The organism is Photobacterium aquae, from assembly GCF_001029445.1.
GTDB classification, from domain to species: domain Bacteria; phylum Pseudomonadota; class Gammaproteobacteria; order Enterobacterales; family Vibrionaceae; genus Photobacterium; species Photobacterium aquae.
Genome location: NZ_LDOT01000001.1, coordinates 174108 through 200728, shown reverse-complemented (window position 1 = coordinate 200728; position 26621 = coordinate 174108). Strand labels below are relative to the sequence as shown.

Genomic DNA, 26621 nt, shown 5'->3' with positions numbered 1-26621 from the left:
GTTCGCCTGTTCGCCTGTTCAGGTGAATAATCTTCACGATCAATGTCAAATTCCATAAAGGAATTGGAAGGCGATCCGCATTTTCTAATTTCCGGCTGCAAAAAAAGCCTCGATACTCGAATGATTAATCGGCAAATTATCCTTCCCCTCATGCTGCAGCACGCAGAAAACCATCACTACCAGCATAAAAGTACACCGTTGTGAATATTCCTATTCTGGATAAAAAACCAACAACATGAACCATAATCCGGCTCACAAACCTCATGCCACGAATCCCCTAACCTAGACCGAACCCGTTAACTGGGTTGATTAGAGATACGATAAAAATAAAAGGATTTGGACAATGAAAAAGCACACCCTGCACCTTTCACCCACGGCCTTTGCTATCGCGATGACACTGGCTCTTGTCGGCTGTAACGACGAAACCACCATCGTCGAGCAACCCAAAGACACCGAACAGCCAGCCACGCAGCTACGAAGTGTTTTCGACAACTACCAAAGCGCGATCAAAACCCTCGACAATACCTATTTTGGTCAAATCACCGACCAAATGGCCAGCTCCCGCCAGAGCGTTGATCGGATGTACCTCGACAAGCTAGAGCAAATCAACCGCGACGCCCTGTCTGACGAAGACAAGATTTACTACGACACTTTCCGCTTCGACCGCAACATCGCCATTCGCGGGGCATCACTCCCTAACCCTCGCTTCGGCAACTTCGACATTCCTATTACTCACTTCTATAACTATATCGAATGGAATGCCAGCGCAGCGGGTAGCAAGCAAGACTCACCTGATGCCTACCACAAACATATCCAAGTGATCCGTGAATTTACCGCCTGGGCCAACAACCTACTCTCGCAATATTCCCTTGCCATCACCGACGGAGCCCAGTTGCCACAAGTTCTTACCTCACGCCTAATAGACAGTACCGCTGAAGCCATGCGGGCCAACGGCCAGCCTTATGGCTTGCTAGAACAAGGACTCAACGACATCAAGGCAACCGGAAATGGCTACAGCGCTGAATTCATTGCTGAATACCAAAAAGCGGTAGAGGATGCCCAGGCCAGCGTCGATGAGATCATTGCCTTCTTGGGAGGGGATTACTTCACCAGCGCGCGGGGTAGTAACAGTGCCTCCGATACCAATATCGGCTGGGGCGATCTCCCCAATGGTCAGGCCTGGTACCAGTGGCAACTTGACCGCAACAGCACCACCGGCAAATCAGCAATGGAACTCAACCAGCTTGGTGAGGATCTGGTAGCCGATGCCAAAGCTGAAATGATCCGTGTCGCCCAGCTAATCGTCGAAAAACGCGGGGAAACCATCAAGGCCAAGTGGCGCAACCCACAAGATGATGTTATTGAACGCACTTTCAATCTGGTCAATGCCGATAATGAGAGGAGCATCAACCTCGACGAATTCTTCGACTACCTCAACAGCGAACAGTTTTTCTATGGCCGTGACGGCCGCACTATCACAGGAACGCCTTATGCCGAGCTATGCAAAGCCGCATCAGAGCAAACCGCCTGTGAAGCAGCCCTTATCGATTACAATATCTTCAAAACCGATGCCAATGACGTCGTCGCCTCCTACTTCAAGCCGATCAAGACCGATTACACTATTGTTCCCGTTCCGAAAAACCGCGAGAAATACGATGGCGTAGCTTCCTACGGCGGCAACGAGTTCAACCTCAACACTCACCCGGACTACAGCCTTCAGAAGTGGAATGTATCTACCTTGCTGCTCCATGAAGCAGCACCTGGCCACCACTTCCAAAACGCCTATTCAATCGAGTATCCGCCTGCCGATAAGCCTGATTATATCAAGGGCGTTTGGTACACTGCGTATGCCGAGGGTTGGGCGCTATATACCGAGTGGCTAGGTTTGGAAATGGGCATCTACGGCGATTTGAATAGCGAGGGCAAGCCAACCTTCGTCAACGCAACCGGTATGTGCAAGCCTGATCTCGACTACACCACCTTCCAAGGTGGCATTTACAGCGATGCCGAGGAGTGTAATGCCCTGCAATATTTCGGTAGCCTCAACGAAGCACAATTGCGCAACATGCGACTGGCTGTCGACACAGGGATCCACGCCAAAGGCTGGAGCATCGAGCAGGCACAGAATTACATGAACCAGAACTCCGCGCTGGGTGATGGCGATATCGAATCTGAAAGCTTCCGCTATGCCGCCTACGTTGGGCAAGCAGTATCCTATAAGTCTGGCTATCTGGTGATCATGGAAATGCTTGAATTGGCCCAGAGCGAGTTAGGCAGCCAGTTTGACTGGGCGAGCTTCCACGACCAACTATTGAAATACGGCGATCAGCCAATGGAAGTGGTTGAGACCAGTATCAAGAACTGGATCAAAACCCCAAAATAATATGAGTTAAAAAAGGAGGTAAGCTACCAAAGTTACAGTAAAAAAGTGGCTGGCCAGGTATGGCAACATAGAACGGTCAACCGCAACTTTTTTATACACCAAGGTGTATCTTGGTAGCTTACCCAAACGATTATTTGTAGTGATGTTAACTTCCGGGACTGGCACTGAAGCCGGAGCATGCCCACGGGGATAACGAGCCCAACTATACCGACTCCCTCCACCAAAAAAGTGACCTACATCAATCCGCTAACGGGTATTCTTTTCGATAAGATACGGTTTGTAACGAAATGCGATCGACCGTAAATATTTATATTATTCTGTACATTGGGACATATATTGTCCGCCTCCTAACGCCGTTGAAGCAATGACATAACGGTCTCTATCCCAGCCCACCCTTGTGCCGCCGAAGTAAAATCCATCACCGTTCCTTCTAAATTTCCCGCCAGCACTATTCTTCGCTACGGCAAAACCGTTACAATCCTCCGCAAGCTATTGATGCAGGAAAGTAAAATGCTGAGGATTGAATGCAAGGAACGTCCACACTGGCGTGAACTGGCCCAAAAATACGGGTTTGGCTTCCATTCCATGTACGACGAACCCTACTGGGATGAAAGAGCCTACTACCAGTTCACCCTCGAACAAATCGAGCGGGATCTGGAAGACCCAACCGAAGAAATCCACCAGATGTGTCTGGATATCGTCGACACCGTGGTCAAAGATGAATATTGGCTGCGCCGCTTCCAGATCCCTGAACCTATGTGGCAGAGTGTCCTCGATTCTTGGACGAGCCGGGCCCCGTCACTCTATTCTCGCCTAGATTTTTCCTACGATGGCAATAGTCCGGCCAAGCTCTTTGAAAACAATGCAGATACGCCAACCTCTCTCTATGAGACCGGTTTCTGGCAGTGGCTGTGGCTCGAGGATATGGTTGATAGCGGAGCCATTCGCCGCGATGCCGACCAATTCAACCTGCTGCAAGAATTACTCATGGCCCGCTTTCATACCTTGGCCAAACAACAGCCGGGACAAATCCTCCATTTTGCCTGCTGCAAAGATACCGAAGAGGATCGCGGTACGGTGCAGTACCTCGAGGACTGTGCCAAAGAAGCGGGATTGGATACGGCTTTTGTCTTCATCGAAGATATCGGCCTTAGCAGCCAGCGGGAGTTTACCGACCTCAAGGACCGTTCTATCCGCTGGATGTTCAAGCTCTACCCGTGGGAGTTTATGTTCCGTGAAGAATATGCCGAACATCTGCCGCATGCCAAAGTCAACTGGCTCGAACCGATGTGGAAATCGGTACTAAGCAACAAAGCCTTGTTGCCGATGCTATGGCAAAAATTCAAAGGCCACCCGAACTTGCTGCCAGCCTACTTCCCTGACGATCGCGGCCTTAGCGAACTCAAGGACTATGTCATCAAGCCAATATTCGCCCGAGAAGGCGCCAATATCTCAATTGTCGAAAACGGCCGCCAAACGCTACGAGTCGACGGCCCCTACGGCGACGAAGGGGTGATCTATCAGGCCTACCATCGCCTACCTAAATTCAACGGCTCCTATACCTTGGTCGGAAGCTGGCTGGTTGACGACAAGGCTGGCGGGATCTCAATCCGCGAGGACAGCTCTCGCGTAACCCAAGACGTGGCCCGCTATATCCCCCATATTATCCTCTGATCAAACAGGGCGGCCCCGTCGCCCTGTTTCCTCTGCAGATCATATCCATCCCGTTTTCGTTCTTTCCTGTGACTTCCCAGTAATCAGGGAAATGGCTCATTCAGGGCTCTGGACATAGCAAAAAAAACGGCAGCGTATCCACGCTGCCGTTTCGAACAATGGCTAATCCACAAGGTTCACTTAATCAAATTCGACCAAGTTCTTCTGATAGGCATCAAAGCGGCCTTTCACCGAATCGGATGCGCCACCGGTCAACTTGCTCACCGCCACGATGGATACCGTTGCAAACACAAAGCCCGGGACGATTTCATACAGGTCGAAAATACCACCGGTCAGCTGCTTCCAAATCACCACCGTCAATGCACCAATCACAATACCGGCCAATGCGCCGTTACGGTTCATATCACGCCAGAAAAGGCTCAGCAGAAGTGCAGGGCCAAAGGCGGCACCAAACCCAGCCCATGCATATGATACCAGCCCCAAGACAGTGCTATCCGGGTTCATGGCCAACAGCAGAGCAATAGTAGACAGTATGATCACGGCCCAACGGCCAATTTTTACAATCTCGTCAGACGATGCATTCGGGCGGAATACCTGCTTGTAAAAATCCTCCGCCAGAGCCGACGAGGAGACTAACAACTGTGAGTCCGCCGTACTCATAATCGCTGCCAGAATCGCAGCCAGTAGGATACCGGCAATCACCGGATGGAACATTGAGTTCACCAGCAGCATGAAGATACGCTCACTATCTTCAAGAGTGCCGGTTAGGTTGTTGTCGACATACAGAATGCCGACTAGACCAGCCAAAATCGCACCGGCCATCGACAGCGCCGTCCAGCCGACGGCTATACGGCGGGCTGTTGCGATATCCGCATTACTGCGGGTTGCCTTGAACCGGGCCAAGATATGCGGCTGGCCGAAATAACCCAGACCCCATGCCAGCAGCGAGATAATCGCAATGGCAGACAACGGTTCGCCCGACACACCACGGAACATAGTCAGCAGTTCAGGGTTCTTGGCTTCAAGCGCCACCATCAAATCCGACGGGCTGCCATTCATCGCGGCAATCGGCACGATCATCAAAGCTGCCGACATCAACAGGCCCTGTACCAAATCCGTCCACGAGACGGCCAAGAAGCCACCGAACAAGGTGTAGACCACGACACACAAAGTACCGATAACCACAGCCACGGCATAATCGAGCCCAAACACCGTCTCGAACAACTTACCGCCGGCAACCAAGCCCGAACTGGTATAGAAAAGGAAGAACAGCAAAATGAAGAAAGCAGAAATGGTTTGCAGCAGCTTTGACTTGTCTTCGAAACGGCGAGACAAGAATTCGGGGATAGTCAGCGCATTGTCAGTCGTAATACTGTAAGTGCGCAGGCGCTTGGCACAGATCAGCCAGTTAAGCCAAGTTCCCAGCAACAGGCCTCCGGCCAACCAGAATGATTCAAAACCGGCCGCATAGGCATAACCCGGCAGGCCGAGCAGCAACCAGCCGCTCATGTCCGAGGCTCCAGCAGAAAGCGCGGCAGGCCACGGTCCAAGCGAACGACCGCCCAGGAAATAATCGGTCGAGTTCAGGGTACGCTTATAGGCCATATAGCCGATAGCCTGCATGGCTATCAGGTAGACAATAAACGTAGCCGTTACAGCAAAGCTACTTTCAATCATTGCGAGTTCCTTCGTTACCAGCCCCTGTCCATTGCAGGGGCATTTTTAGGTTTATCGTGCAATTTGCACACTGTTGTCACCAGAAGCCAAACCACTGCCAAATCCTGATGACAACCCAGATTAATGTTCCCCACCGCTCCCCAATTCCAACAGCGAGGCATTGCCGCCAACCGCCGTGATATTGATCGTTCGTGTCCGTTCGGTCACAAAACGCAGTGAATATGTCGTGCTGCCAATCACCGGCAACTGCTCACAGTCAGTTTCGCTGACCAACAAAGCCAGTTGCCCATCACGGGCCGCCAACTGACAAGCCAACTGCTGAACAGAAGCAGGCTTGCCTGCATAAGCCACACCGACAACAGCCGGATGGCAGATCAGCCCGGAAAGCTGATCAGGGCTGATGGCAGTGACAACACCGCCGGCACAACCGCTTTGTTCCAGCTGTGCCGCCACGTCTTCCGCCACCACCGAATAACCAGCAGGCAGACAGACAAAAACCGTATTTCCCGTCACCAAAGCCGCGGCTAACTGACCATACAAGGCAACCTCGGGGGCTTGAGCGTCAACAGTAATGACAAGAATCCCGCGCCCGGCACAGTAGCGTTCATTGCTCTCCCCGGTAGGGCCGGGCAGCACATCGACCACTGCCGCATGCTCCGCAGCCTGCTGGCACTGGTATCGCACCATCGCCTGGCAGGCAGACGGTAATTGTTTGCTCCAGCGTTGCAGAATCGCCTCTCGAGTTGGGTATCCCAAATTGTTCCAGCCTTCCCAAACCGACACACTACGACTGATCCATTCATTCATTTTCATGCTATCTCCTTGGCTTCATGCCGGTTTGCAGGCTTCAACAGTCTCGAGGACAAAACGGTACAGGTAATTGGGTCCCCCCGCTTTGGGGCCCGTGCCCGAAAGCCCCTGGCCACCAAAAGGCTGAACCCCAACCACCGCCCCGACCTGATCACGGTTGATATAGCAATTGCCCACCCGAGCCCGTCGTTCTATGTGACGGTAGGTCCGCTCATTGCGGCTATGCACCCCTAAGGTCAGTCCAAAGCCGGTATTGTTGATCTGGTCGATGACCCCATCGAGATCGCTCGCTTTGAAGCGAACAATATGAAGGATCGGCCCAAAATTTTCGTTTTTGAGAACCTCGATCGACGGGATCTCAAACGCCGTCGGCGGTACGAAATCACCGTACTGGCAATCGCCTCCCATTTTCGCCTCCGCGACCACCTTGGACCACTTCTTGAGCGATTGGATATGGCTGAGCAGCTTGTCCTTGGCAGCCGCGTCGATGACCGGCCCGACATCGGTCTGATGCCGCTCAGGCCGACCGACAACTAACTCAGCCATCGCGCCTTTGATAAGGCCAATCACCCTATCTGCAATATCCTGCTGGACATACAGCACCCGTAATGCCGAACAACGCTGGCCTGCAGAGGCAAACGCCGAGCGAATGACATCCCGTACTACTTGCTCAGGCAATGCCGTGCTGTCGACAATCATCGCGTTCTGGCCACCGGTTTCGGCAATAAAGGGAACCGGTGGGCAACTACGGCTGGCCAGCGTCCGATTAATCCGCTGTGCCGTCTGCGTCGACCCGGTAAATGCCACACCCGCAATACGCACATCCGAAGCGATCACCGCACCGACCTCGCTACCGCTTCCCGGCAACAACTGGATCGCGCCATCAGGAACACCGGCTTCAAGCATCAGCTCGACTGCTCGAAAAGCAATCAGAGAAGTCTGCTCGGCCGGTTTGGCCACCACAGTATTCCCCGCGACCAGTGCAGCACTCACCTGACCAAGGAAAATCGCCAACGGGAAGTTCCACGGGCTAATGCAGGCAAACACCCCACGACCGCGATACCCCAGCAAACGGCGTGAGCCGTCAAAGCCATTTACCGCCTTTCGTTCCTCAAACTCTGCACAGGCCTGATTTGCGTAATAGCGACAGAAATCCACCGCCTCACGGATCTCGTCGATAGCATCATGGATGGTCTTGCCAGCTTCCCGGTGACAGAGCGCAACCAGCTCACCACGATGAGCTTCCAGTAAATCGGCCAGGCGAAGCAAACAACCCGCTCGTTCGCTGGCCGATAATGCCGACCATGCAGGATATGCCTGCTCGGCAACTGAAATAGCCTGCTCAACCAGATCCGCATCAGCCCATGCCACCTCACCGACCACTTCACGGCGATCATAAGGTGCGGTTACAGGCTGCACGGCTAATGGTTCAACGATCCGCTTGCCAGCGACGATTGGCCCTGCCAGCCAGCGATGCTTGGCAAACACAGCTACGGATGCTTGAAACGGTTCCCACTGCGATTCAATATCAATGTTGACCCCTGCTGAATTACGCCGCTCCGGACCAAATATCTGGGGGGGCAACGGGATCAGGCCATTGTGTAATGTCTTGCGGGAGAGCAAGGTATCGACCGGATGCTGGATCAGACTTTCAACCGGACAGCTCGCATCCACCAAGCGGTGGACAAAGGAGCTGTTGGCCCCGTTCTCCAACAAGCGTCGTACTAAATAAGGCAATAAATCCTTATGGCTACCTACCGGCGCATAGATCCGAACCGCAATACCATGCGTTGCCATTACATGGTTATAAAGTGCATCCCCCATCCCGTGAAGACGCTGGAACTCAAAGTCCCGATGATCACTCGCCATCGCAGCAATGGCAGATACGGTATGGGCGTTATGGCTGGCAAATTGAGGGTAAATCAGCCCATCTAGGTGCGGAACCAACAAGAAACGGGCGCATGCGAGATACGATGTATCCGTTCCCTCCTTGCGGGTAAATACCGGGTAACCAGCATAGCCATTTTGCTGTGATAACTTGAGCTCGCTATCCCAATACGCCCCCTTCACCAATCGCAGCGGGATCACATCCCCCTGTTGTTTGGCTAGCGCAGCCAGCCATACCAATACCGGCAGAGCCCGTTTTGAGTAGGCCTGTACCACTAAACCAAATCGTCCCCATCCTTTAACCGTTTCACTGCGATACAGCTTTTCAAACAGTTTCAGCGACAGCTCAAGCCTGTCAGCCTCTTCGGCATCAATCGTGATCCCGACATCCAGTTCGCGGGCCCGTTGAAGCAGACCCAACACCGAACGGTATAGCTCATCGAGTACCCGGCTTTCGTTAGCAACGTCGTAGCGAGGATGCAACGCCGAGAGCTTGATCGATACCGTCGGTTCCGGTGAACAAGGATCGTTACAAGTACCGGCCTTATCCCGGTCACGGCCAACAGCTTCGATGGCCATAACATAATCGTCAAAATACGTTTCGGCATCCAAGGCGGTCAGCGCAGCCTCACCCAACATATCGAAAGAATAGGTGAACCCTTGCTCGCGCTTTGGCTGGGCGTTCTTCAGCGCTTCACCAATAGTCCTGCCTAGAACAAACTGGTGACCCATGATTTTCATCGCCTGATGCATCGCCTGCCGGATCACCGGCTCAGACATCTTATTCACCAATCGGTTGATCACATGCCCCGGCGTCCCATCCTCACGGGCGTCAAGCGCAACAACCTTACCGGTTAGCATCAAGCCCCAAGTAGAGGCATTGACGAACAGGGAATCGGAGTGTTTAAGATGCGATTTCCAGTCCGCAACACTCAACTTATCGCGGATAAGGGCATCCGCCGTGGCGGCATCAGGAATTCGCATCAACGCCTCGGCAAGGCACATCAGCAAAATCCCCTCTTTGGTGTCCAAACTGTATTCAAGCAGCAATGCATCAATCATCTGGATTGCATTGTGATCGGCCCGTACCCGCTCAATCAGGCCACGAGCTTGCGTTTCCGTATTGGCTCGTTCTCGCCCTGTCGGCATGGCCATCGGAACGAGTTGTTCAAGCCACTGCGATTCATCCGCACAATAAAGGGGGGAGATTAACGACCATAGCTCGCACAACGGACGATCAATAAAATCAGGCTGGAGTACATCTGCCGCATTGAACATAGTGAGTCCCTCAATAATGATCCTGAGTCCGGTTCATGGATCGACTGTTCAAGTCTATAAAACCGGAATACTTGTTACACCAATGTTACCATTAGCAAGATCATATTTTCCGTCACTATGTCAGTCTTGCTATATTCTCCGATAATTTTTAGAAAAAGTCCGTAAATTAACAAAATTTGATGTGTATTTTTTCAAAAAAAAACCGCCGCAAGATAAAAAGTTACTCGTAACGAGCAAACAAGCAGCAACTACAGGACGCATGATCAAGGCATGATCCGAACAACGATCACAATAAGCAGAGCATATCTCGCATCCAAAACAGCTCGGAACAGCGCAGAGGAAAACCAGAAGAGCAAAATGAGAGATCAAAAAAGCCGCCTGAGAACAGGCGGCTTTTACGAAACAACAACATTTATTCCAGCGAGGAGAAATGACATGAATGAAGCAATAGATGTATCTCAATGCCCATTATATTTGCGATAGCGGGCAGGAGGATGGCCGAACAGGCGAGTAAATGCCTGAGTAAAACTGCTCTGGCTGGCAAACCCTGTACTTTGAGCCACTTGCACCACACTCAATTGGCCCTCTTCGATGAGATCACGAGCCAGTTCCAAGCGCTTCTTCAGCACATACTGATGAGGCGTCACGCCGGTCTGAGCCTTAAACAGCAAATGAAATTGGCTTTCACCGAGGAAAACCAGCCCAGCCAGCTGCGCCACAGATATTTTCCGGTTCAGATGCTGAACAATGTACTGGTCGATGATATCCATATTCAACCGATAGGTTTGCCTGTCATGAAGCAGAGGTTTGAAATGGCGATGCAAGACGCACATTAAAGTGTCAGTGCATGCCTTGCTCAGTAGCAAGTCATCGGGAAATGCGGCCATCTCGGCCGTTAAAGCCTGGATCAGCGATTGTGCCTGGCGGTCGAGGTTGAAATACCCCGATTGATCAAACAACCGTTGCATGTTGTCGCTCGAATAGCTGGTCTGAATCTGATCCATAGGCACATTCAGGACCAAAATCTCGTTCTGCCCGATCCCCGAAAAGGCATGTTCGGCATCTGCTGTCACCAGGCACCCCTGCCCAGGACTGACCAAATTTCCCGATCCTTCGATATCGAATTCCGTTTGCCCCGACAGCCCGATCACAATCTGGTTGTAGCCATGGTTATGGTGGTCCATGTACTCGGGCAGTTTTACGATTTCTGAAGGCTTAAACGAATGCAAGTTCGGCTTGTCGCTCATGCTTACTCAATACAGGCACAATGGATGAATGGACGCAGGATACCACATCTGCTACTACATCTATATCAACGGAACAATGATCAAGATGCAATTTATTACGGGGAGTGTCATTTCAAATAGAAAATGCTGACAGATCATCCAAGATGATATTTCTGTTTGATACAGAAAAAATGCTGGCACACATCAAATTAAAAAATTAATGTTTATAATCAATGAATTGAGTGGTTAACATCGTTGCCTTTAGGAAATCCGATGACATACAAGCATCCAGAAAAACCGGCAATTAAAAGGATCTCTTGATCATGCTTCTGGATCTTATCATGCATGACTCCCATTCAATCCTTTTGCCTTGATCATCATTCCTGAACACAGCTTGGCCTGTGAGGCTAATTCAGCTCAACACACTCGCAGCTGCCTCAAATATCCTCAAGAAATGCCATCCGTTCGCAATTTGCTTGAATGGAATGCGCCTAGCGACTCTGAATTCAGTACTTAAGGTAATGTGGGGGGGCATTCTATAAAATAGGAGGCAATAACTCATAACCATAAAAGAGATTTTAAGTAACGTGCATACCCATAACGTTAAATACCATCAAATAACGGGACATTATTATCTCAAATATCTACAAACTCTTATTTGCTTTCAGTAATAACCATTGGCCAATAGCTATTTTCATCGCTAGCGATAACTATCATCCACATTATTTATGAATAAAATAAAGCTTATCATTGATAGCACAGCAGATGTATGCATAGCTAGACAGCGCACTCAATGATAAGCAAGTGCACAAACCGTGATCAAGATCGTCTTTGGATGTTTTTACGAAAATAAACAATAAGCGAGTAGCGGTGAATATTCTAGCAACAAATCACAAGGTTTATAGCAATTCATTCTATTAAAACTGCATGGCTAGTAGATAATCGATAATTACCCACCCTAAACAGATGGCAATACAAATATAAAGATAAATGTCAATAGGTGAAATCCCCCCTTAAAAAGCCAAGGTGGCTAAGTTACATTCTATTTCGCAGGCAGCAGACGGCAATCAACGTTTATTGCTTGCAGTATCCTATTTTGGATACATGCCAATAGAGCTTACTTCGATATACACCCTCATACCGAAGACAAATGAGCTCGATTGGATACCTCTTCTACACGTCGTACAGGATTGTGCTCTTCGGAGTCAAACTCTTGTCTTTGCCGGTCTTATTGACCGGCTTTTTTTGCTTTTTTTTAGTTTTGCCTAAAAATCCGTCATATATATATTGTATCGCCGGATAAATTCATTAAACTTTTATCTATTAAATTACCGCGTAACATTTTGCTTAGGCAACATTAGTGAAAGAAAAAGTCGACCAATCATTATTGCAAATATTTAATCAACTTCCTGGCTGCTGGGGATGCAAAGATATAAATTCCGTCTTTGTATATGCAAATGCTGAATATGGGCAGATTATAGGTGTCGACCATCATCAAGATTGTATTGGCCGAACCGACTTCGATATGCCCAGCCCAACCGTTGAATGTGCAGAATCATTTCGCGAACAAGACCAACAAGTCATTCTTTCGGGTAAAAGACTCCGGATATTGGACATTCACCCATACTCTGACGGAAGCTGGCGAGCACATCTGTTTACCAAGACACCGTGGAAAAATACAGAGGACGAAATCGTTGGCACTATTTTTTCGGGAGTAGAGCTAAAAGATACGGCGATACTAGAAGTCGGCCACTGGATTTGCCGCGCGGCAGGTATCAGCCCCAAACAACAGCTTTCTTTTGATCTTGAACCTAACAACCCCCCCGTAAACCTAAATACCCGTGAATCGGAAGTTCTTTTTCTATTGCTCTATGGCAAAAAGCCACAATATATAGGAAAGGTACTTGGCGTCTCGGTAAAAACAGTAGAAAGCTATGTGGCCCGACTCCGAGAAAAATTCAATGCCAATTCAAAAAATGAATTGATCGACCTCGCGCTTGATCTCGGCTTTGGCTCACACATCCCCGAAAGTATGCTCAAACATCAGCTTTCGATCATCCTTAAAGAATAACGCCTATCTCAATTCTATTAGGAAATTTGACTCGCCCCCCTCGACCATCTCCTGATAAAGAAAAAGAGCAGATACCTGCTCTTTTCAGTGGCTCTAAGGAGCAAGACGCTCGATTTCCCAGCGCTCATCATCGGCACGGCAATAGATAAACCGGTCATGTAATCGATTTACGCCACCTTGCCAAAATTCCACAGAATCAATTTTCACACGATAGCCCCCCCAAAATGTCGGTACAGGCACTTCACCATTAGCAAATTTTTGTTTGATTTCCAAAAATTTACTCTCCAATGCCTGACGGGCACTTAACCGACTGCTTTGACGGCTGGCCCAAGCTGCAATTTGGCTTTCTTTCGGACGGGAACTGAAATACTTGATCACCTCAAGCTTACTCAGTTGCTCGACGGTTCCCGTAATATGAACCTGCCGCTCAAGAGAATGCCAAGGAAAATGGAGGCTTATTTTGGGATTTCCCGCCAGCTGGCTCGCCTTGCGACTACCAAGATTGGTATAAAAAACAAACCCATTTTTATCAAAATGCTTTAGCAAAACGATTCGTTGGTAAGGCTGACCGTTCTCATCAACCGTTGCCACGGTCATCGCAGTCGGATCAATCAGCTTGGCATCAATAGCTTGGTTAAGCCATTTTTCGAATAGCTGCTCTGGCCATTGAGGCAAATCGTTACGCCGCAACCCGCCTTGTGTGTAATCACGACGAATATCAGACAATTCCATTGTTATCTCCGCAAATTATCAGTTGCCTTTGGGCATATACCCAAGCGAGCCTAGATGCTCATTTCAACGCAAAATTAACTCCTATTCATACGCTCAACCATCAAGATGGCAACCATATGCCCCCCTACTCAGCCGCACAAAAGTGCCACCCTGTCTTCAGGTCACTAGGGAATAGAACGCTAGGGAAAATACGATACACAAAAAGTGTGGCTCTTGTCTCGAATTACAACAAGTCAAAACAATATCTGCAACCTATCTCGACGCAACAAAACTGTACGTTTGCTACATTGCCCCCAAAAGGCTTTGCGATGTACCAACGAAAAATTTATCTAATCATCATTGTCATACTCGGCGTTCTCGGAGCCGGAGTCACGGCCCTGCTTACCTACCAGCAAGTCGAGCTGCATTTGCGAAACAAACTGGCGGCCAACGTCGGCATGCTAAGCACCAAAGTGGATGCCCAGCTGGATCGATTCAGTCAATTGCCAACAATTTTGGCAGACGATCCACGTCTGCTTCCCCTATTGCGCTCAGCTCTCAACGGAAAGCCGTTACCTGAACAGTCTTTTCAATCAATAAACCAACAACTCAAAAGCTGGGCTGGCCACCTCAAGGCCGAGGCTATCTACCTCCAGGCACTTGACGGGCTTACATTGGCCTCTAGCAATTGGCTACTGGATGATTCATTTGTAGGACAAAACTTCCACTACCGGCCATACTTCCAACAAGCAAAGTCAGGAGAAAAAGGGCATTACTTCGCGTTAGGGGCACACTCACACAAACGGGGCTATTATTTTTCAGCACCGGTAAAAGATGGCCATCACACGATCGGGGTACTAACCGTAAAAGTTGATCTGTCGATAATTGAAGATGTTTGGCATTTTGACGGGTTGGAATATGTCCTTAGTGACAATCACGGCGTCATATTTTATAGCTCGGAAACGAACTGGCTTTACCATTCTTTGATCAAGCTCCCCGAGAATATCCGCGACAGCATCATACAATCTCGCCAGTATGGCCAAACTGAACTCACCCCCCTTACGCAATATCCAACATTGGCATCAATCACCGATCACCCCATACACAACCTGCCTTTGCCACAACCCAAAGGGAGTAAAATATTCTTGTTGTCCCACCATCAGATGGCAAAAAACGGATGGCATCTTTATGGTTTGGTTCCCCAATCTGCCATCATCCCATATCTGCTTCAGGCCGTGATGATGTTCGCCGCTGTTTATAGCCTACTCTGCGTCGCTATTCATTCGTGGTGGCAAACTTATCGCGCACGCCAAGCCTTGAGCAGACTCAACCGTGGACTAGAAAAAAAAATAGCCAAACGTACCGACAAGCTCCTGACCACTAACCGTGAACTCAAGCACCTCCTTGAGCAGTACGAACGTAGCCAAGAAGAACTAAAACAGACCCAAACCGAACTCATCCAGGCAGCCAAACTCGCGACGCTCGGAGAACTCTCGGCCAGTATCAACCATGAGATCAACCAACCTCTCACGGCAATCCGTACGTACGCAGAAAATAGCCAAAAGCTACTGACCAAACAGCGCTACGAAACTGTCGGGATCAACCTCAGAGAAATAACGCAACTATCAGTACACACCGCCGGCATTATTGCCCGGTTAAAAGTTTTTTCCCGTAAGAGTGTCTTATCCCCTCAGACTGCATGTACGGATGTTACAGCCGCCATACATTCTGCTGTCTCGCTTCTCAACACCAACATCGTCAATCAAGGTGTCACTCTAAAGATTGAACCACTTCAACAGCCGACTCTCATCGCAATCGACAGAATCCAGTTCGAGCAAGTCCTCATCAACCTGCTAACCAATAGCCTTCATGCCGTAAGAAGCTCTCGCCACCCACAAATCGGCATTCGCGGATGGCGAGTTGAAAACCAATTTGCCTGCCAAGTCTGGGATAACGGCGCAGGCTTAGAACAAGAACAATTAGCTCAAATATTCGAGCCGTTCTATACCACCAAGACAGACGGCCTCGGCCTCGGTCTCGCTATTTCCCGCAGGCTTGTCCATGCCCACCACGGCCAATTGACCGCAGAAAACCGACCGCAAGGCGGTGCTGCCTTCACCTTATTATTTCCAATCCAACCTACGGGGTCACAATGACATTTCCGATCATTTTTATTGACGACGACAAATCGATCCGGCTTTCTCTGGGCCAGACTCTCGAACTCGAAAACTACAACGTCCAGACCTTCGACAACGCACGGGCAGCGTTGGGCGAGCTATCGAGCCAATACCCCGGGGTCGTAATCAGCGATATCAACATGCCGGGGATGGATGGCATCAGCTTTTTGGAGCACGCACTGCGTATCGACGACGAGCTGGTCGTCATTATGCTCACCGGCCACGGCGATATTACAACCGCTGTCGATGCCATGCGCCTTGGAGCCTATGATTTCATCGAGAAACCCTTTTCAACCGAGCAACTGTTGGATGTGATAAAACGAGCAGGAGAGAAACGGGAACTTTTGTTGGAAAACAGAGAACTGCGAAAAGAACTGGAAGTACACAGCGGACCGGGCCCAAAAATCATGGGAAACAGCCCAGCTATCCGCCATATCCGACGCGTGCTAGGCCACCTCGCCCTGTCGGATCAAGCCATCATTCTGCATGGTGACAGCGGCACAGGCAAGACCTTGATGGCACGCTTTCTTCACGACCACAGCCCTCGCCATAGTGGAAGTTTCGTCACTATCGATGCCAACAGAAGTGAGCACCACTCACAGCTTCCACACTATATCTCGCCCCAAACCAGCGGTATTGACTTGCCCTCCACCCTCTTCATTCGCCATGCAGAGCAACTCCCCGAACAGGCGATAATAGACCTAAAAAACTTGCTCGCTACGCCACAGCCCCCCAAGTTGATATTAGCGACGACGCTTCCCATTCGTAACGCCAGCAACCAAGACCACTTTCTTGCCAAGCTGGCTTTTAAGTTCGGTATTGTTGACCTTGCCATTCCTCCGCTGTCCGGCAGACACGAAGATATTATGCCGCTGTTTCATCACTTCCTCCGCGCTGATTGTAGCCGGTTCGGATTGGACGCCGCACCGATTCCTGCAGATCTGGAACAGCAGTTACTCGATTATCCATGGCATGACAATGTCCGAGAGCTACGATTGTTTGCCGAACGGTATGCACTAATGGGACACAAAGCATCATTGTCTCTTCCTCATAAATTCCCAGCCAATGATCCGCAAAGCCTACCCACATTGAGTGAACGCGTTGCCCATTTTGAAAACCAATTACTTCATGATGCCTTGCGACGCCACCAAGGCTGTTTGAAAGACGTCCAACATGAATTAGGACTCGCGAGAAAAACTCTTTACGACAAAATGCGCAAATACAATATTGATAAAGGCGAATATAAGTAATGACAATATGTGCAATACACGAGCATGCCCACCAACACAAGACAAGAGATTCTAGTCTCGTCCAATATCGTCATACGCCTCATTAATTAGTATGAAAGAACCCTGTGAATTACATTTTACTTGGAGACATATTCAGCTTTCGTAATCCATCGGCACATGCATACCTCTAGTACCTATATAATTTCTTCGTTTTGAATTAACCACGCGGAGTAGACCCTACATAGCTAACATCGGGCATAGCCTCTATTCCGCATACAACGTTCCAACCGATTAAAACGTTTATCCTGAATGAGTCTAGGAATAATGACTTCCATGTACGAGATCCAGCTATGACACTAATCAAGCACACACTGAGTCGCCTAGTTTTAATATTCACTGGTTTTATGCTTGCCGTTTCGTTTGTACATATCTACATGGTCAATACGGCACTGACAAACCAATCAACGACCTACCTACAATCCAAACTCGACTATCTGGCAACGTTGTTACCAAACCAGATTCAAGTCGATGATATGATCGATCCCGACATCCAAGCAGGCTTGCAAAAATTATTAAAACCAACTCCAGAGCTAAGCGCTGTACTGGCTATCAACAACGACCGCTATGCAGTCACACCAACAATTCACAGCAGCAGTCAAAGCCTACTAGGGATGTTTTTGGATATTCCCACGTTATCCATCAGCCGTCAGCTGCAGCTCAATAACGGGGATATTGCCAGGCTCACCGTTGAGCTACCGCCATCTAAACGTGAACGCCTTTTACAGCAAATTTTCGTTCAGTACCTCCTCCTTTCAAGCATTGTATTTATCGTAATGCTTGTTATTGGTGGATGGCTGCTGAGCCGAAAAATAAAGCCCATTGCCGATATCGCCACGCAGGCAGATCTCATTCAGGGCAACCAATTCAAAACAATTACCAGTAATGACTCGAGCCAAGAAGCCCTTAGCATCACAACCGCCATCAACCATATGGTCAACCAACTGGAAATGAATTTCCGTCTGCAAGCCAAAGAAGCAGTGAAGCTCAAAGACCAAGCTTACCGCGATAACGTATCGGGACTGGGCAACCGTCAATTCTTCATTACACAGATGAACTCATGGCAAACAGGTGAAGCCAAAGGCGGGGTGATCATTTTAAAGTCCACATTGATAGACGATATTTACCAACAATCAGGGTATGAGAAAGGCGATGACTTTGTGAAACGCCTTGCGGAAGGGATCAATATCAACATCATTCATGGTGATGCCAGCATCGCACGCCTGTCCTACGATGAATTTGCCGTCATAGCCCCGAATATCACAGAGAAGAAACTCAAGGCCATTGGCGAAAGTTTGCTGACCGTTCATGACAAACTTCAAAAGAGCATCCAAAACGAAACGCCGGATTGTGTACATATCGGTCTGCTTATGGTTAACCAGCAAACCCCGTCGAGCCAACTTCTTGCCCAACTCGATAACGTGCTGGCGATGGCAGTGCAAAATCCTCAAGAGCCTTACGCCATTGCAGATAGTAACGCCAAGCCGTTATCCCTTGGTCGCCAACAATGGAAGTCACTTCTTATCGAAGCGATTGATCAAAACAAGATTGAATACCACTACCAGCCCGTTGCCGACGAGAATGATGCCATTCAGCACTTCGAAGTATTCTCAGCGATTCAGACACCATCCGAGCGCTATTCAGCAGCACAATTTTTAGGGGCCATTGAAGACGTTGGCGCTGGTGTGTTGCTCGATCGCCATGTTATCGCATTCCACATCAATCGCCTCAATGCCGATCATACCCTTGACCCAATCAGCATCAACCTGACAGGAAACAGTGTTAGCGACCCGTCATTTATCCGCTGGCTAACCCAGATACTTGAAAAGAACAAACAGCTAAGCAAACGCCTATGCTTTGAAATTCCTGAAAGCAGCTTTATCAGAACACCAGATGCTTGTGGTCTACTTTGCTCTGCCATTCGCTTCTACAAATTCCGTTTCGGGGTCGATAGCTTTGGCCGCTATTTCAACTCTCTAGAGTACCTGACAGAGTTCCGCCCTGATTACGTAAAGATTGATTTCTCTTATACTCATCAGCTCAATGACCACGCTAAGATAAACTTACTGTCATCAATTTGCCGCACAGCCCACAGCTTGAATATTATGACAATAGCAACGCGGGTAGAAACAGAGACGCAACTAGATAGGCTTTCCGATCTATTTGTCAGTGGTTTCCAAGGCTATATCATCGAACAACAATATAACAAGAGCCAGAAAAAACACCGAACATCCCTTGCCAACCAATTCTAACCCGCACGCCATCATGAGATTTACAGTGTAAATTAGATTTACACTGTAAATCACACAACCTGTAAATCGAGAGCCTTCTCACCGAGCCTAATACTCACCGCAGCTTGCTCTTCAGCAATCATCTTCTGCTGTTCATCAATACGAACGGATACCCGTTGAAATAGATGCTGGTATATTCTGACTTCGGCCATTCGTCTCATTCGCTGGTATTCCTCTAACGCCAGATCATACTCACAGCGTAATTCATCGATACGGTGTCGGTGGGAATCCATTGCTCGGCGAATATGCGTCCCGACCTCGAGTAACTGACGCGAATCGGCTTGCTTTGATAACTTCAGCTCAAGCGCCCTGGTCTTATCGGCATTGTCATTTTCCTGCTGCAATGCTGCTGATAGTCGAGCTAGCCCTCCCCGCATCCGGGCACCGTTCAGGAACGAATGCAACGACGTGGGAACACCAGCAACAGCCCCAACAGAAACCGCACGGATACTGCGCCCAGCATTGATGATGCCACCACTCAAGGTACCTTGCCGTTTCAATACATCCATCACCTCAAGATCCTGTCCAACGGTGATATGACAATGCAGGGCATGAAGAGTAAATGTGGCATTCTTCCCAGCGTTGATATTCGCATACTGAGCAAAACGAGATGCGACACTGCCGCCAGCGCAAACCGTACAATCCAGATTATCTAGCTCATGCTGACGCCCGACAATGCCATTTTGCACCAAGATATCAGCGCCAGCTCTCAACTCCGCCAGCTCAACAAAACCGGTGACGGTGACTGTCCCTGACGCGACAAGCCGCATTCCTGCTGCGACATCACCATTTACCAAGACGCTTCCGTCAAATTCGATATGCCCAGTTGCAACATTCACCCCATCAAGTACGAGCAGGGGATCAACCCTACAACCACTATCATTGAAGATTGGCATACCGGGTTGTGACGCAACAAGTAAGTTAGGATCAACATCAGAGACCATCGTTCCATTACCAACCGCAAAAGGAAGCACACGCCCAGCCTTCGCAGCCAATAATGCCCCCGTAACGGTAAATCCATCGCTCCCCGCCGAAGCCTCCATTCTGAGCATGAGCGGCTGATTGGCTTTCACTGTCATCTCATTACCAAGATCACGCATATCCACCGAGCCATCTTCTTTGGCTCGGGGCTGCAACACCCGTGTTGCAACATCCACAACCAAACGTTCAAATGACGAATTAAGGCCATCTACCGCCGGCTTGCCATACGCAACGGGCAGCGAAACCCGCTCGCCGGCCGTCAATGATTTGCTCTCAACAAACAACTGTTGCAATTGTTTTTTACTTATACCCTTCACCACTCCGCGAGCTTTGAGGGCACTCAATAATTGGCATGCCGACAGCGGCCTTCCACCTAACGGAGCCTCAACCGTCAATATCGCGACCATGGCATCATCCGTGATATCGACACTGACTGCAGCATCAACAGGCTCAGCAATAATCGGCGCGGACTCGCTAAATAACGGCTCAGACGGGGATAAGTTTCCTTGGGAATACTGAACAGCAGCGTCAATGGCGGATTCGTTGAGACGGAAATTCTGAGCATTGAGACGCTCAAGTTGCTCAAGCAGCATTGCTCGGGATAAAGGTCTGGAAATTGAATTGGGGTTAAGCCTAACTATGCGGTTTTCGGTCTGATAAAGTACACATCCCTGCGCACAAGTTTCCATAATCAATCCAACTATAGTGAGTTATTTTGCAAATTCTACCGCATATCGCTATTTATAGAATAATCACTATGTCACAGTTCAACGAGAGGCAACCTGCTAATTTTGCGCCAAGGTATGAAGATGCTGCTCGCCAATCCAGCTATCCGCTATAAATATATAGCGCCATCCAAGGCCCTGATTGTTGTGCCTTAGCAATCTAATACCACCGGTTATGGTACCAACCGGATGAAGTACCATCTGGTAGCAATCATTAAGAGAAAGATTAAACGGCGAGTCAAAATAAAGGCGGCTTCGGTTCACGTATTGGACGATAACCTTCACCGATTGGGCATCATCGTCTTGCATAGATAGCGGTAAGGCAGTCAGCCGAGCGGCGACCCCTTGTGGACCGGCCTGATACAGCATATGGCACAGCTTCGTCGGCGCAATAGATGGCAGCCGACAAGGAAGAGCAGTTAAGTTGTATGATGTACTCATTCATCCTCCCTGTGACATATTTCTACCACAAAAAAATTTAAGAGCATCATAAAAACTTAGTCAATCCAGACTTAATATACAAAACTATTTTTCAGTATATCATTCTGTTAATCGGCTATTCTGTGGGATTTACACTGTAAATCATACGTCATAATTTACAGTGTAAATTGAAGGAAAGAACGGAAATTTAATAAAGGATAGATTTACACTGTAAATCACAATAACGCGAAACACAGTCTCGCAAACCTTGCTCCGCCTGTTTACGTCCAGCAAAACCAAACTCATCGACGATTACAGGCCACGGCTTTCGCTGAATAATTTTGGCTATCATCAACGCGCAATCTCTCAAAAGATCTGGTTCAGAAATAGGTAACACCAGCGTATTCAAATAATCAATTAACCACGTTTGCAAAGCCGGTAGAACCAGTTCATAGCCCAACCCACCATCCATATACAAGCCTAATAATTGGTAATAGCGAGGAGCCGGCAATGAAAAATTGGTAACGGAAAGACCGCCAATCGCATCAAGATACAGCGGAAGCCACTCATAAGAATCCATCGCCGAAAACGCTTCGCTCGCATTAGCGGCCATCATCGAACCGTGGATCAGACGAGCATCCTCCAACCACGCCGAACTCTGCTCTGTCAGAGGCAACACACACAGCAAAGAAGGATATCCACTCGCAGCATCTCGCTTCAAACCCAGCCGTATGGCCTGGTAGCCCGAACGGTGCCAAAATGACAACAACTCTGGCACATAGCCAAAACTCGTTCCCAAATAATCAAACTTGCCAACGCCCCATTCAGCGACATGCCGCAACAAATGGCTACCAATACCTTGCTGCTGACAGTGCGGATGTACCGCTACACGAACAATCCGCCCTGCCGTCTGGACGGCAGCCTCGCCAATACCAAGGTGGGCAGCCAACGACTGCACGAGTAAATGCCCCTTGGGCCGGCGCTTGCCACGCTGAATATCCGCAACTAAGTCTTCGGCAAAACCACCTTCCGCCGCAACCAAGACACACCCCAGCACTAGCTCATCACACTGCGCGATATGTAGCGATAAATCTGGATCATCAAGGAGTGCTACCAAATCTGACGGCGATGTCTGGTAATGGGCGTTAACCAAAAGACCAAATACATCTGACAATAGCTTCTCGTCAGTGGCCAGAGTCTCTTTGTCGACCGTCCGATAGCTCAACGATGCCGGCGTCATCATCTCTTCTGCCAATGGTGTCAATTCAGCATCAAGCAATAACGTACTGAAGACCCAAGCCTCAAGCGGATCGCCTTTTGCCCAACGAACGGGCTCATCAATCTCTTGGCCCCGCCACTGAGGCATTTTACTGTCTAGTTGTTGCCTGAACTTAACGGCAAAACCACGTCCTGTCCCTTCATAGCCGTGGATCGTTGAAGCAAAAACCAACCGGTTATAGTGCTGAAGGATCTGACTAAGCAAAGGTGCAGGTATCGCTGCGGCCTCATCAACCAGAATTAAGTCGAAAGCAGGTGTGTGATGCAGCAAATTATCGGGCGAGATAAATTCCAGATAGCTATCAGCAATCGCCAACTTTCTCTGCTGGATAAATTCGAGACCGAGTTGCTCTGCGACATGACGGAACAAGGTTGCCGAACTCTGATAGCTAGGCGCAACAACACCAATAGCGATCTTTCGCTCTCGCAGCAAACTCGCCGCGGCCAAGCCCATTGCCGCAGATTTGCCTCGTCCACGATCGGCCGTTAGAACTAGCGGTCGTTTGCGGTGGCCAGTCACCACCCGGCGTATCGCTTCAATCGCAGCCAGCTGTGATTCTGTTATGGCACCATAATCAAGCGAAGGGCGATTCATCCCCGGGAATGGCAATACGCCACTACCTGTACCGGCAAATACTGCTGAAATGTCAGGCAACGGCTTACCTTCCACTAAACGAATAACCTCAGCCTCATTTAAACGGCTTCGCATACGGCGCTCAAATAGAGAATCGGGGGTTAATAAATCCTCTGGCAGCAATAACACCATAGCGCCACCTCCCACGATTGTTCCTGAAAGAGCGCCTAACGCTTCAGCCTCAAAACCACAATAGCCGTTGTAGACGAGGCAGTCGCATTCCTGGCCAAGATGACTACGCGCCTGACGGAAGGGAACCGTTGTTGCGGATTCGAGTACAGGCTCTCCACATACAAGTACCCTGGAGTAATATTGGCTAAATTGCGAGGCAACCAGAGAGCCCCATTCACTTGAACCCTCAGCGACAACAAGCAAACGAATATGATGACGGGCAGCTCTAGCAATTAAATTAGAACAAAACGTATTGAGAGAATGCATGGATAAACTCGTAAACCAAATATTGCTTGAATCATACCAAGCCCGGTGGCCAGAACGAAAAAAACCACGCCATTAGGCGTGGTTTTTTACAAACGACAGATAGAATCAAAGATAACTATCAATAACGCTTACTTCAAATAATCATTCAAATAGGCAAGAATTTCATCCATCTGACGCTCACTTAGCTTCTTCATTTTAAGCTGAAGCTTATCGCCATCTCGGAGATAACTAATTTTACCCTTGACCAATTCCTGAGGCTTTGGTTTTTCAATCTCAACCTTTGGCTTGATTGTCTCACCCATCGCTTCGAGCATGTTTGTCACTTCACGGGTAATTCGAGTGATCCCCGTCGCATCAATGCTCTTCCACAAGGCCTCGCCGCCTTTTTCCAATTGAGAAACAAATCCTGCCTGCTGTTGGCTATCCAGACCAAAATAAAGGCGGTGCAGCTTAACAATGGTCGGACGGCCCAGCTCACCAACGCTCGGATAGGCCATCAACAATTCCATCGGCAAAGCGGCAGCCTTGAGGGCTCCACTCACCAGTGCCTCACTGCACTGGCAGTATTTGGCCAGCTCTTTTTGATCCGCAACCTTCCCGCAATCAAGCAAAGCCTGCATCTCTTTACCGCGCTCATAAAGCGAAAGCGGCTTGTGTGCATTCGCAACATCGGACAAAAACTTTGCATGCTCGCCATTGATCCCCTTACCAACGTAGATAAGAAAATCTTTTTCAGCAAGGATACAAGACATCCGGCGACGGCTACCGTCCAATACCTCAATTCGTCCGTCTGCCAGCCAGCGACCTACCGCCGGATATTGCTGACCTCGATCTTTGAGGGTATTAAGGATATCGGCCAATGCATGTTCGTTCAGAAATGCCTGTTCACGGGCGTTTTCAGCAAAAACCTGAGTCTTGCTGGCAACATCGCCTGCCGCGATTTTCACCAGCTCAAAGGCTACGGTTTCTTCCCCGGCTACTGCGAGCTCGATAACTGATGCTTTGTCGCGGGCGGCTGTTTGTGCTTCTGATGGCGTCGTCGCACGGCGTTTGTCGGCCTTGCCGAACAGGCGCGCATTCAGATCTTTGGTTTTGATTGCCATCTAACTCGTTACTCCCGGTTCAAATTTGCCCAATGGCTATGCATCACACGCTCAAGCTCGAGGCCGACGCGCTGTATGGCTTCTTGGGCCGTTGACAAGGTTTTCTTGCCACCTTCAAATTCCGCAGCCGTCAGATCAAATACGGTACTGTACGTATCTGCACAGGTTTCAAACGCACGGCTGCGGGGAACTGTTGCCATCATCACCTGATCACGCAACAGGTAGTTCATTTCAGTCAGGACAGATACTTGTTTCTTGTTGTCATCTTCAAACATTGTAGGCATAAGGCGAATGAATTCTAGGCCGTGCCAATCTTCCGGAAACATTTCATAAACGGTAGGCAAATGCTGGAAAAAGTTAACCGTTGATGCCCAGTCAAGACGTTTGGCTGCACACGGAATAATCAGTGCATTCGATGCATACATCGCATTCCAAACCAGCGGATCGATATGCGGGCCGGTATCGATCATAATAATATCGAATTCATCGGCAATCGTGTCAATCACCCGCTCTTTTAGCAAACGGACAATGCTAAGATCTTGATTTTCAGCCAAATCCTGCCATGCATCGGCATTGAACATCGCATCTTCAGGAAATGCAGCAATGGTTTTCAGGTTAGGGTATTGAGTCGGCATGACAACGTTGCCCATCACGAACTCTTTGTCAATTGGCTGGCCTTCCGGCACATTCCCCAACATGACATCAACCGCTGAATAAATGGTTTCCTGCTCACCGACACTGATCTGCGGGTTCAAGAACAGGCGCAACGAGCCTTGTGGGTCAAGGTCTATCAAGCAAATGCGGTAACGTTTGTCCAAGTCCAACGCAAGACAAGCAGCAAGGTGAACCGCAGTCATCGATTTTCCTGTTCCGCCTTTTTGGTTCTGTACATTGACAATCCAAGGTTTTCGGCCAGCACCCTCGCGCTCGTAAAAAGCAGGTTTGCGTGCCGCTTCCATCAATTTATGCGCTTCTTCGAGCGTGATAGAGTAGTGGTTTGCATTGTTTTTTGTAAATTGATGCCCTGTCGCTTCCATCCTGGAAATGGCATCGTCAAGCTTGCGGCGGGTAAGGCCAGAGCGTGATTCCATCAATGCCTTCGACATCGGCGGGAACATTTCCTCCCGGCGCTCTTCCAAGACAATTTCGATTCGATCAGCCTGAACCTGTTTCGTCTGCTCGGCGATATCGAGCAAGTTTTCTATGGTCTGTTCCCTATTCATTATCTTCATCACCATCTACTGATTGGCATAGATTGTACAACAAACAGAAAGCAAAACAACAAAAAGCTGAACATTAGTCTGTGATATTTATCTCAGCATAAAGCAAAAAATCAAGCAAAAAACATAAAAAATCGGGCTCAATTTATTAAATCTAGATGGGTAATTACCCTAAATAAACCACACCGCAAAAGTGTTACGGTGTCACTCATTTACATTGTAAATCAAGCCTAGTTACCGGAAGCGTAAAAATATACCGCTTAATTACGGGCAATGCTGTTTCAATTAAAGCCACTCTTTGTGGCTGCAAACTTAATCCGAAATCAGATTACTATGATTTCGGCCTGAAAC

The 26621-nt window shown here is 49.0% G+C and carries 16 protein-coding genes; 6 read left to right on the top strand and 10 right to left on the bottom strand.

Annotated elements, in window-relative coordinates:
- The first annotated feature begins 343 nt into the window (after window positions 1-343).
- Together ABT56_RS00825 and ABT56_RS00820 are read left to right on the top strand one after the other, a co-directional pair.
- Window positions 344-2383: a DUF885 domain-containing protein gene (locus tag ABT56_RS00825; RefSeq protein ID WP_047876941.1), complete on the top strand. Its 2040-nt coding sequence runs from the start codon at window positions 344-346 to the stop codon at window positions 2381-2383.
- A gap of 510 nt (window positions 2384-2893) precedes the next feature.
- The gene (locus ABT56_RS00820; protein ID WP_047876940.1) at window positions 2894-4057 is read left to right on the top strand and encodes a glutathionylspermidine synthase family protein; all 1164 of its coding nucleotides are present in this window, start codon (window positions 2894-2896) and stop codon (window positions 4055-4057) included.
- Between the two features lie 180 nt (window positions 4058-4237).
- On the opposite strand, the gene putP is transcribed toward ABT56_RS00820, so the two are convergent.
- The 4 genes from putP to ABT56_RS00800 form a co-directional block, all read right to left on the bottom strand.
- Window positions 4238-5734: a sodium/proline symporter PutP gene (putP, locus tag ABT56_RS00815; RefSeq protein ID WP_047876939.1), complete on the bottom strand. Its 1497-nt coding sequence runs from the start codon at window positions 5732-5734 to the stop codon at window positions 4238-4240.
- 120 nt (window positions 5735-5854) lie between these two features.
- Entirely contained in the window at window positions 5855-6547 is a 693-nt protein-coding gene (locus ABT56_RS00810; protein ID WP_047876938.1) for a proline dehydrogenase, read from the bottom strand.
- A 15-nt stretch (window positions 6548-6562) separates the two neighbouring features.
- Complete coding sequence (putA, locus tag ABT56_RS00805; RefSeq protein WP_047876937.1) at window positions 6563-9709, bottom strand: bifunctional proline dehydrogenase/L-glutamate gamma-semialdehyde dehydrogenase PutA; 3147 nt, start codon at window positions 9707-9709, stop codon at window positions 6563-6565.
- A 458-nt stretch (window positions 9710-10167) separates the two neighbouring features.
- Entirely contained in the window at window positions 10168-10956 is a 789-nt protein-coding gene (locus ABT56_RS00800) for a helix-turn-helix domain-containing protein (RefSeq protein WP_047876936.1), read from the bottom strand.
- A gap of 1339 nt (window positions 10957-12295) precedes the next feature.
- On the opposite strand from ABT56_RS00800, the gene ABT56_RS00795 reads away from it, so the two are divergent.
- Window positions 12296-13006 carry a helix-turn-helix transcriptional regulator gene (locus ABT56_RS00795; RefSeq protein ID WP_047876935.1) on the top strand — a complete coding sequence of 237 codons (711 nt, stop codon included), beginning with the start codon at window positions 12296-12298 and terminating at the stop codon, window positions 13004-13006.
- A gap of 93 nt (window positions 13007-13099) precedes the next feature.
- Here ABT56_RS00795 and pdxH read toward each other — a convergent pair whose 3' ends face one another.
- A complete protein-coding gene (pdxH, locus tag ABT56_RS00790) occupies window positions 13100-13738 on the bottom strand; it encodes a pyridoxamine 5'-phosphate oxidase (protein WP_047876934.1) in 639 nt (212 codons plus the stop codon).
- Window positions 13739-14046: 308 nt separating this feature from the next.
- Here pdxH and ABT56_RS00785 point away from each other — a divergent pair, with 308 nt between their 5' ends.
- The 3 genes from ABT56_RS00785 to ABT56_RS00775 all read left to right on the top strand — a co-directional run bounded on the left by ABT56_RS00785 (window position 14047) and on the right by ABT56_RS00775 (window position 19432).
- A complete protein-coding gene (locus ABT56_RS00785) occupies window positions 14047-15873 on the top strand; it encodes an ATP-binding protein (RefSeq protein ID WP_047876933.1) in 1827 nt (608 codons plus the stop codon).
- A complete protein-coding gene (locus ABT56_RS00780; RefSeq protein WP_047876932.1) occupies window positions 15870-17144 on the top strand; it encodes a sigma-54-dependent transcriptional regulator in 1275 nt (424 codons plus the stop codon). The genes ABT56_RS00785 and ABT56_RS00780 overlap by 4 nt, the downstream gene beginning before the upstream one ends.
- Before the next feature lie 329 nt (window positions 17145-17473).
- Window positions 17474-19432, top strand: coding sequence for an EAL domain-containing protein (locus ABT56_RS00775; protein WP_047876931.1), 1959 nt, complete (start codon window positions 17474-17476; stop codon window positions 19430-19432).
- Window positions 19433-19482: 50 nt separating this feature from the next.
- Here ABT56_RS00775 and ABT56_RS00770 read toward each other — a convergent pair whose 3' ends face one another.
- The 5 genes from ABT56_RS00770 to ABT56_RS00750 form a co-directional block, all read right to left on the bottom strand.
- Window positions 19483-21141 carry a DUF342 domain-containing protein gene (locus ABT56_RS00770; RefSeq protein WP_084722118.1) on the bottom strand — a complete coding sequence of 553 codons (1659 nt, stop codon included), beginning with the start codon at window positions 21139-21141 and terminating at the stop codon, window positions 19483-19485.
- Between the two features lie 96 nt (window positions 21142-21237).
- Window positions 21238-21618, bottom strand: a complete 381-nt coding sequence (locus ABT56_RS00765) for a hypothetical protein (protein ID WP_157037753.1) — start codon at window positions 21616-21618, stop codon at window positions 21238-21240.
- A gap of 187 nt (window positions 21619-21805) precedes the next feature.
- Entirely contained in the window at window positions 21806-23947 is a 2142-nt protein-coding gene (locus ABT56_RS00760) for a tRNA(Met) cytidine acetyltransferase TmcA (protein WP_047876929.1), read from the bottom strand.
- Between the two features lie 128 nt (window positions 23948-24075).
- Window positions 24076-25050 (bottom strand): ParB/RepB/Spo0J family partition protein, encoded by a 975-nt coding sequence (locus ABT56_RS00755; protein WP_047876928.1) that lies wholly within the window; start codon window positions 25048-25050, stop codon window positions 24076-24078.
- 8 nt (window positions 25051-25058) lie between these two features.
- Window positions 25059-26273: an AAA family ATPase gene (locus tag ABT56_RS00750; RefSeq protein WP_047876927.1), complete on the bottom strand. Its 1215-nt coding sequence runs from the start codon at window positions 26271-26273 to the stop codon at window positions 25059-25061.
- Window positions 26274-26621: the final 348 nt, after the last annotated feature.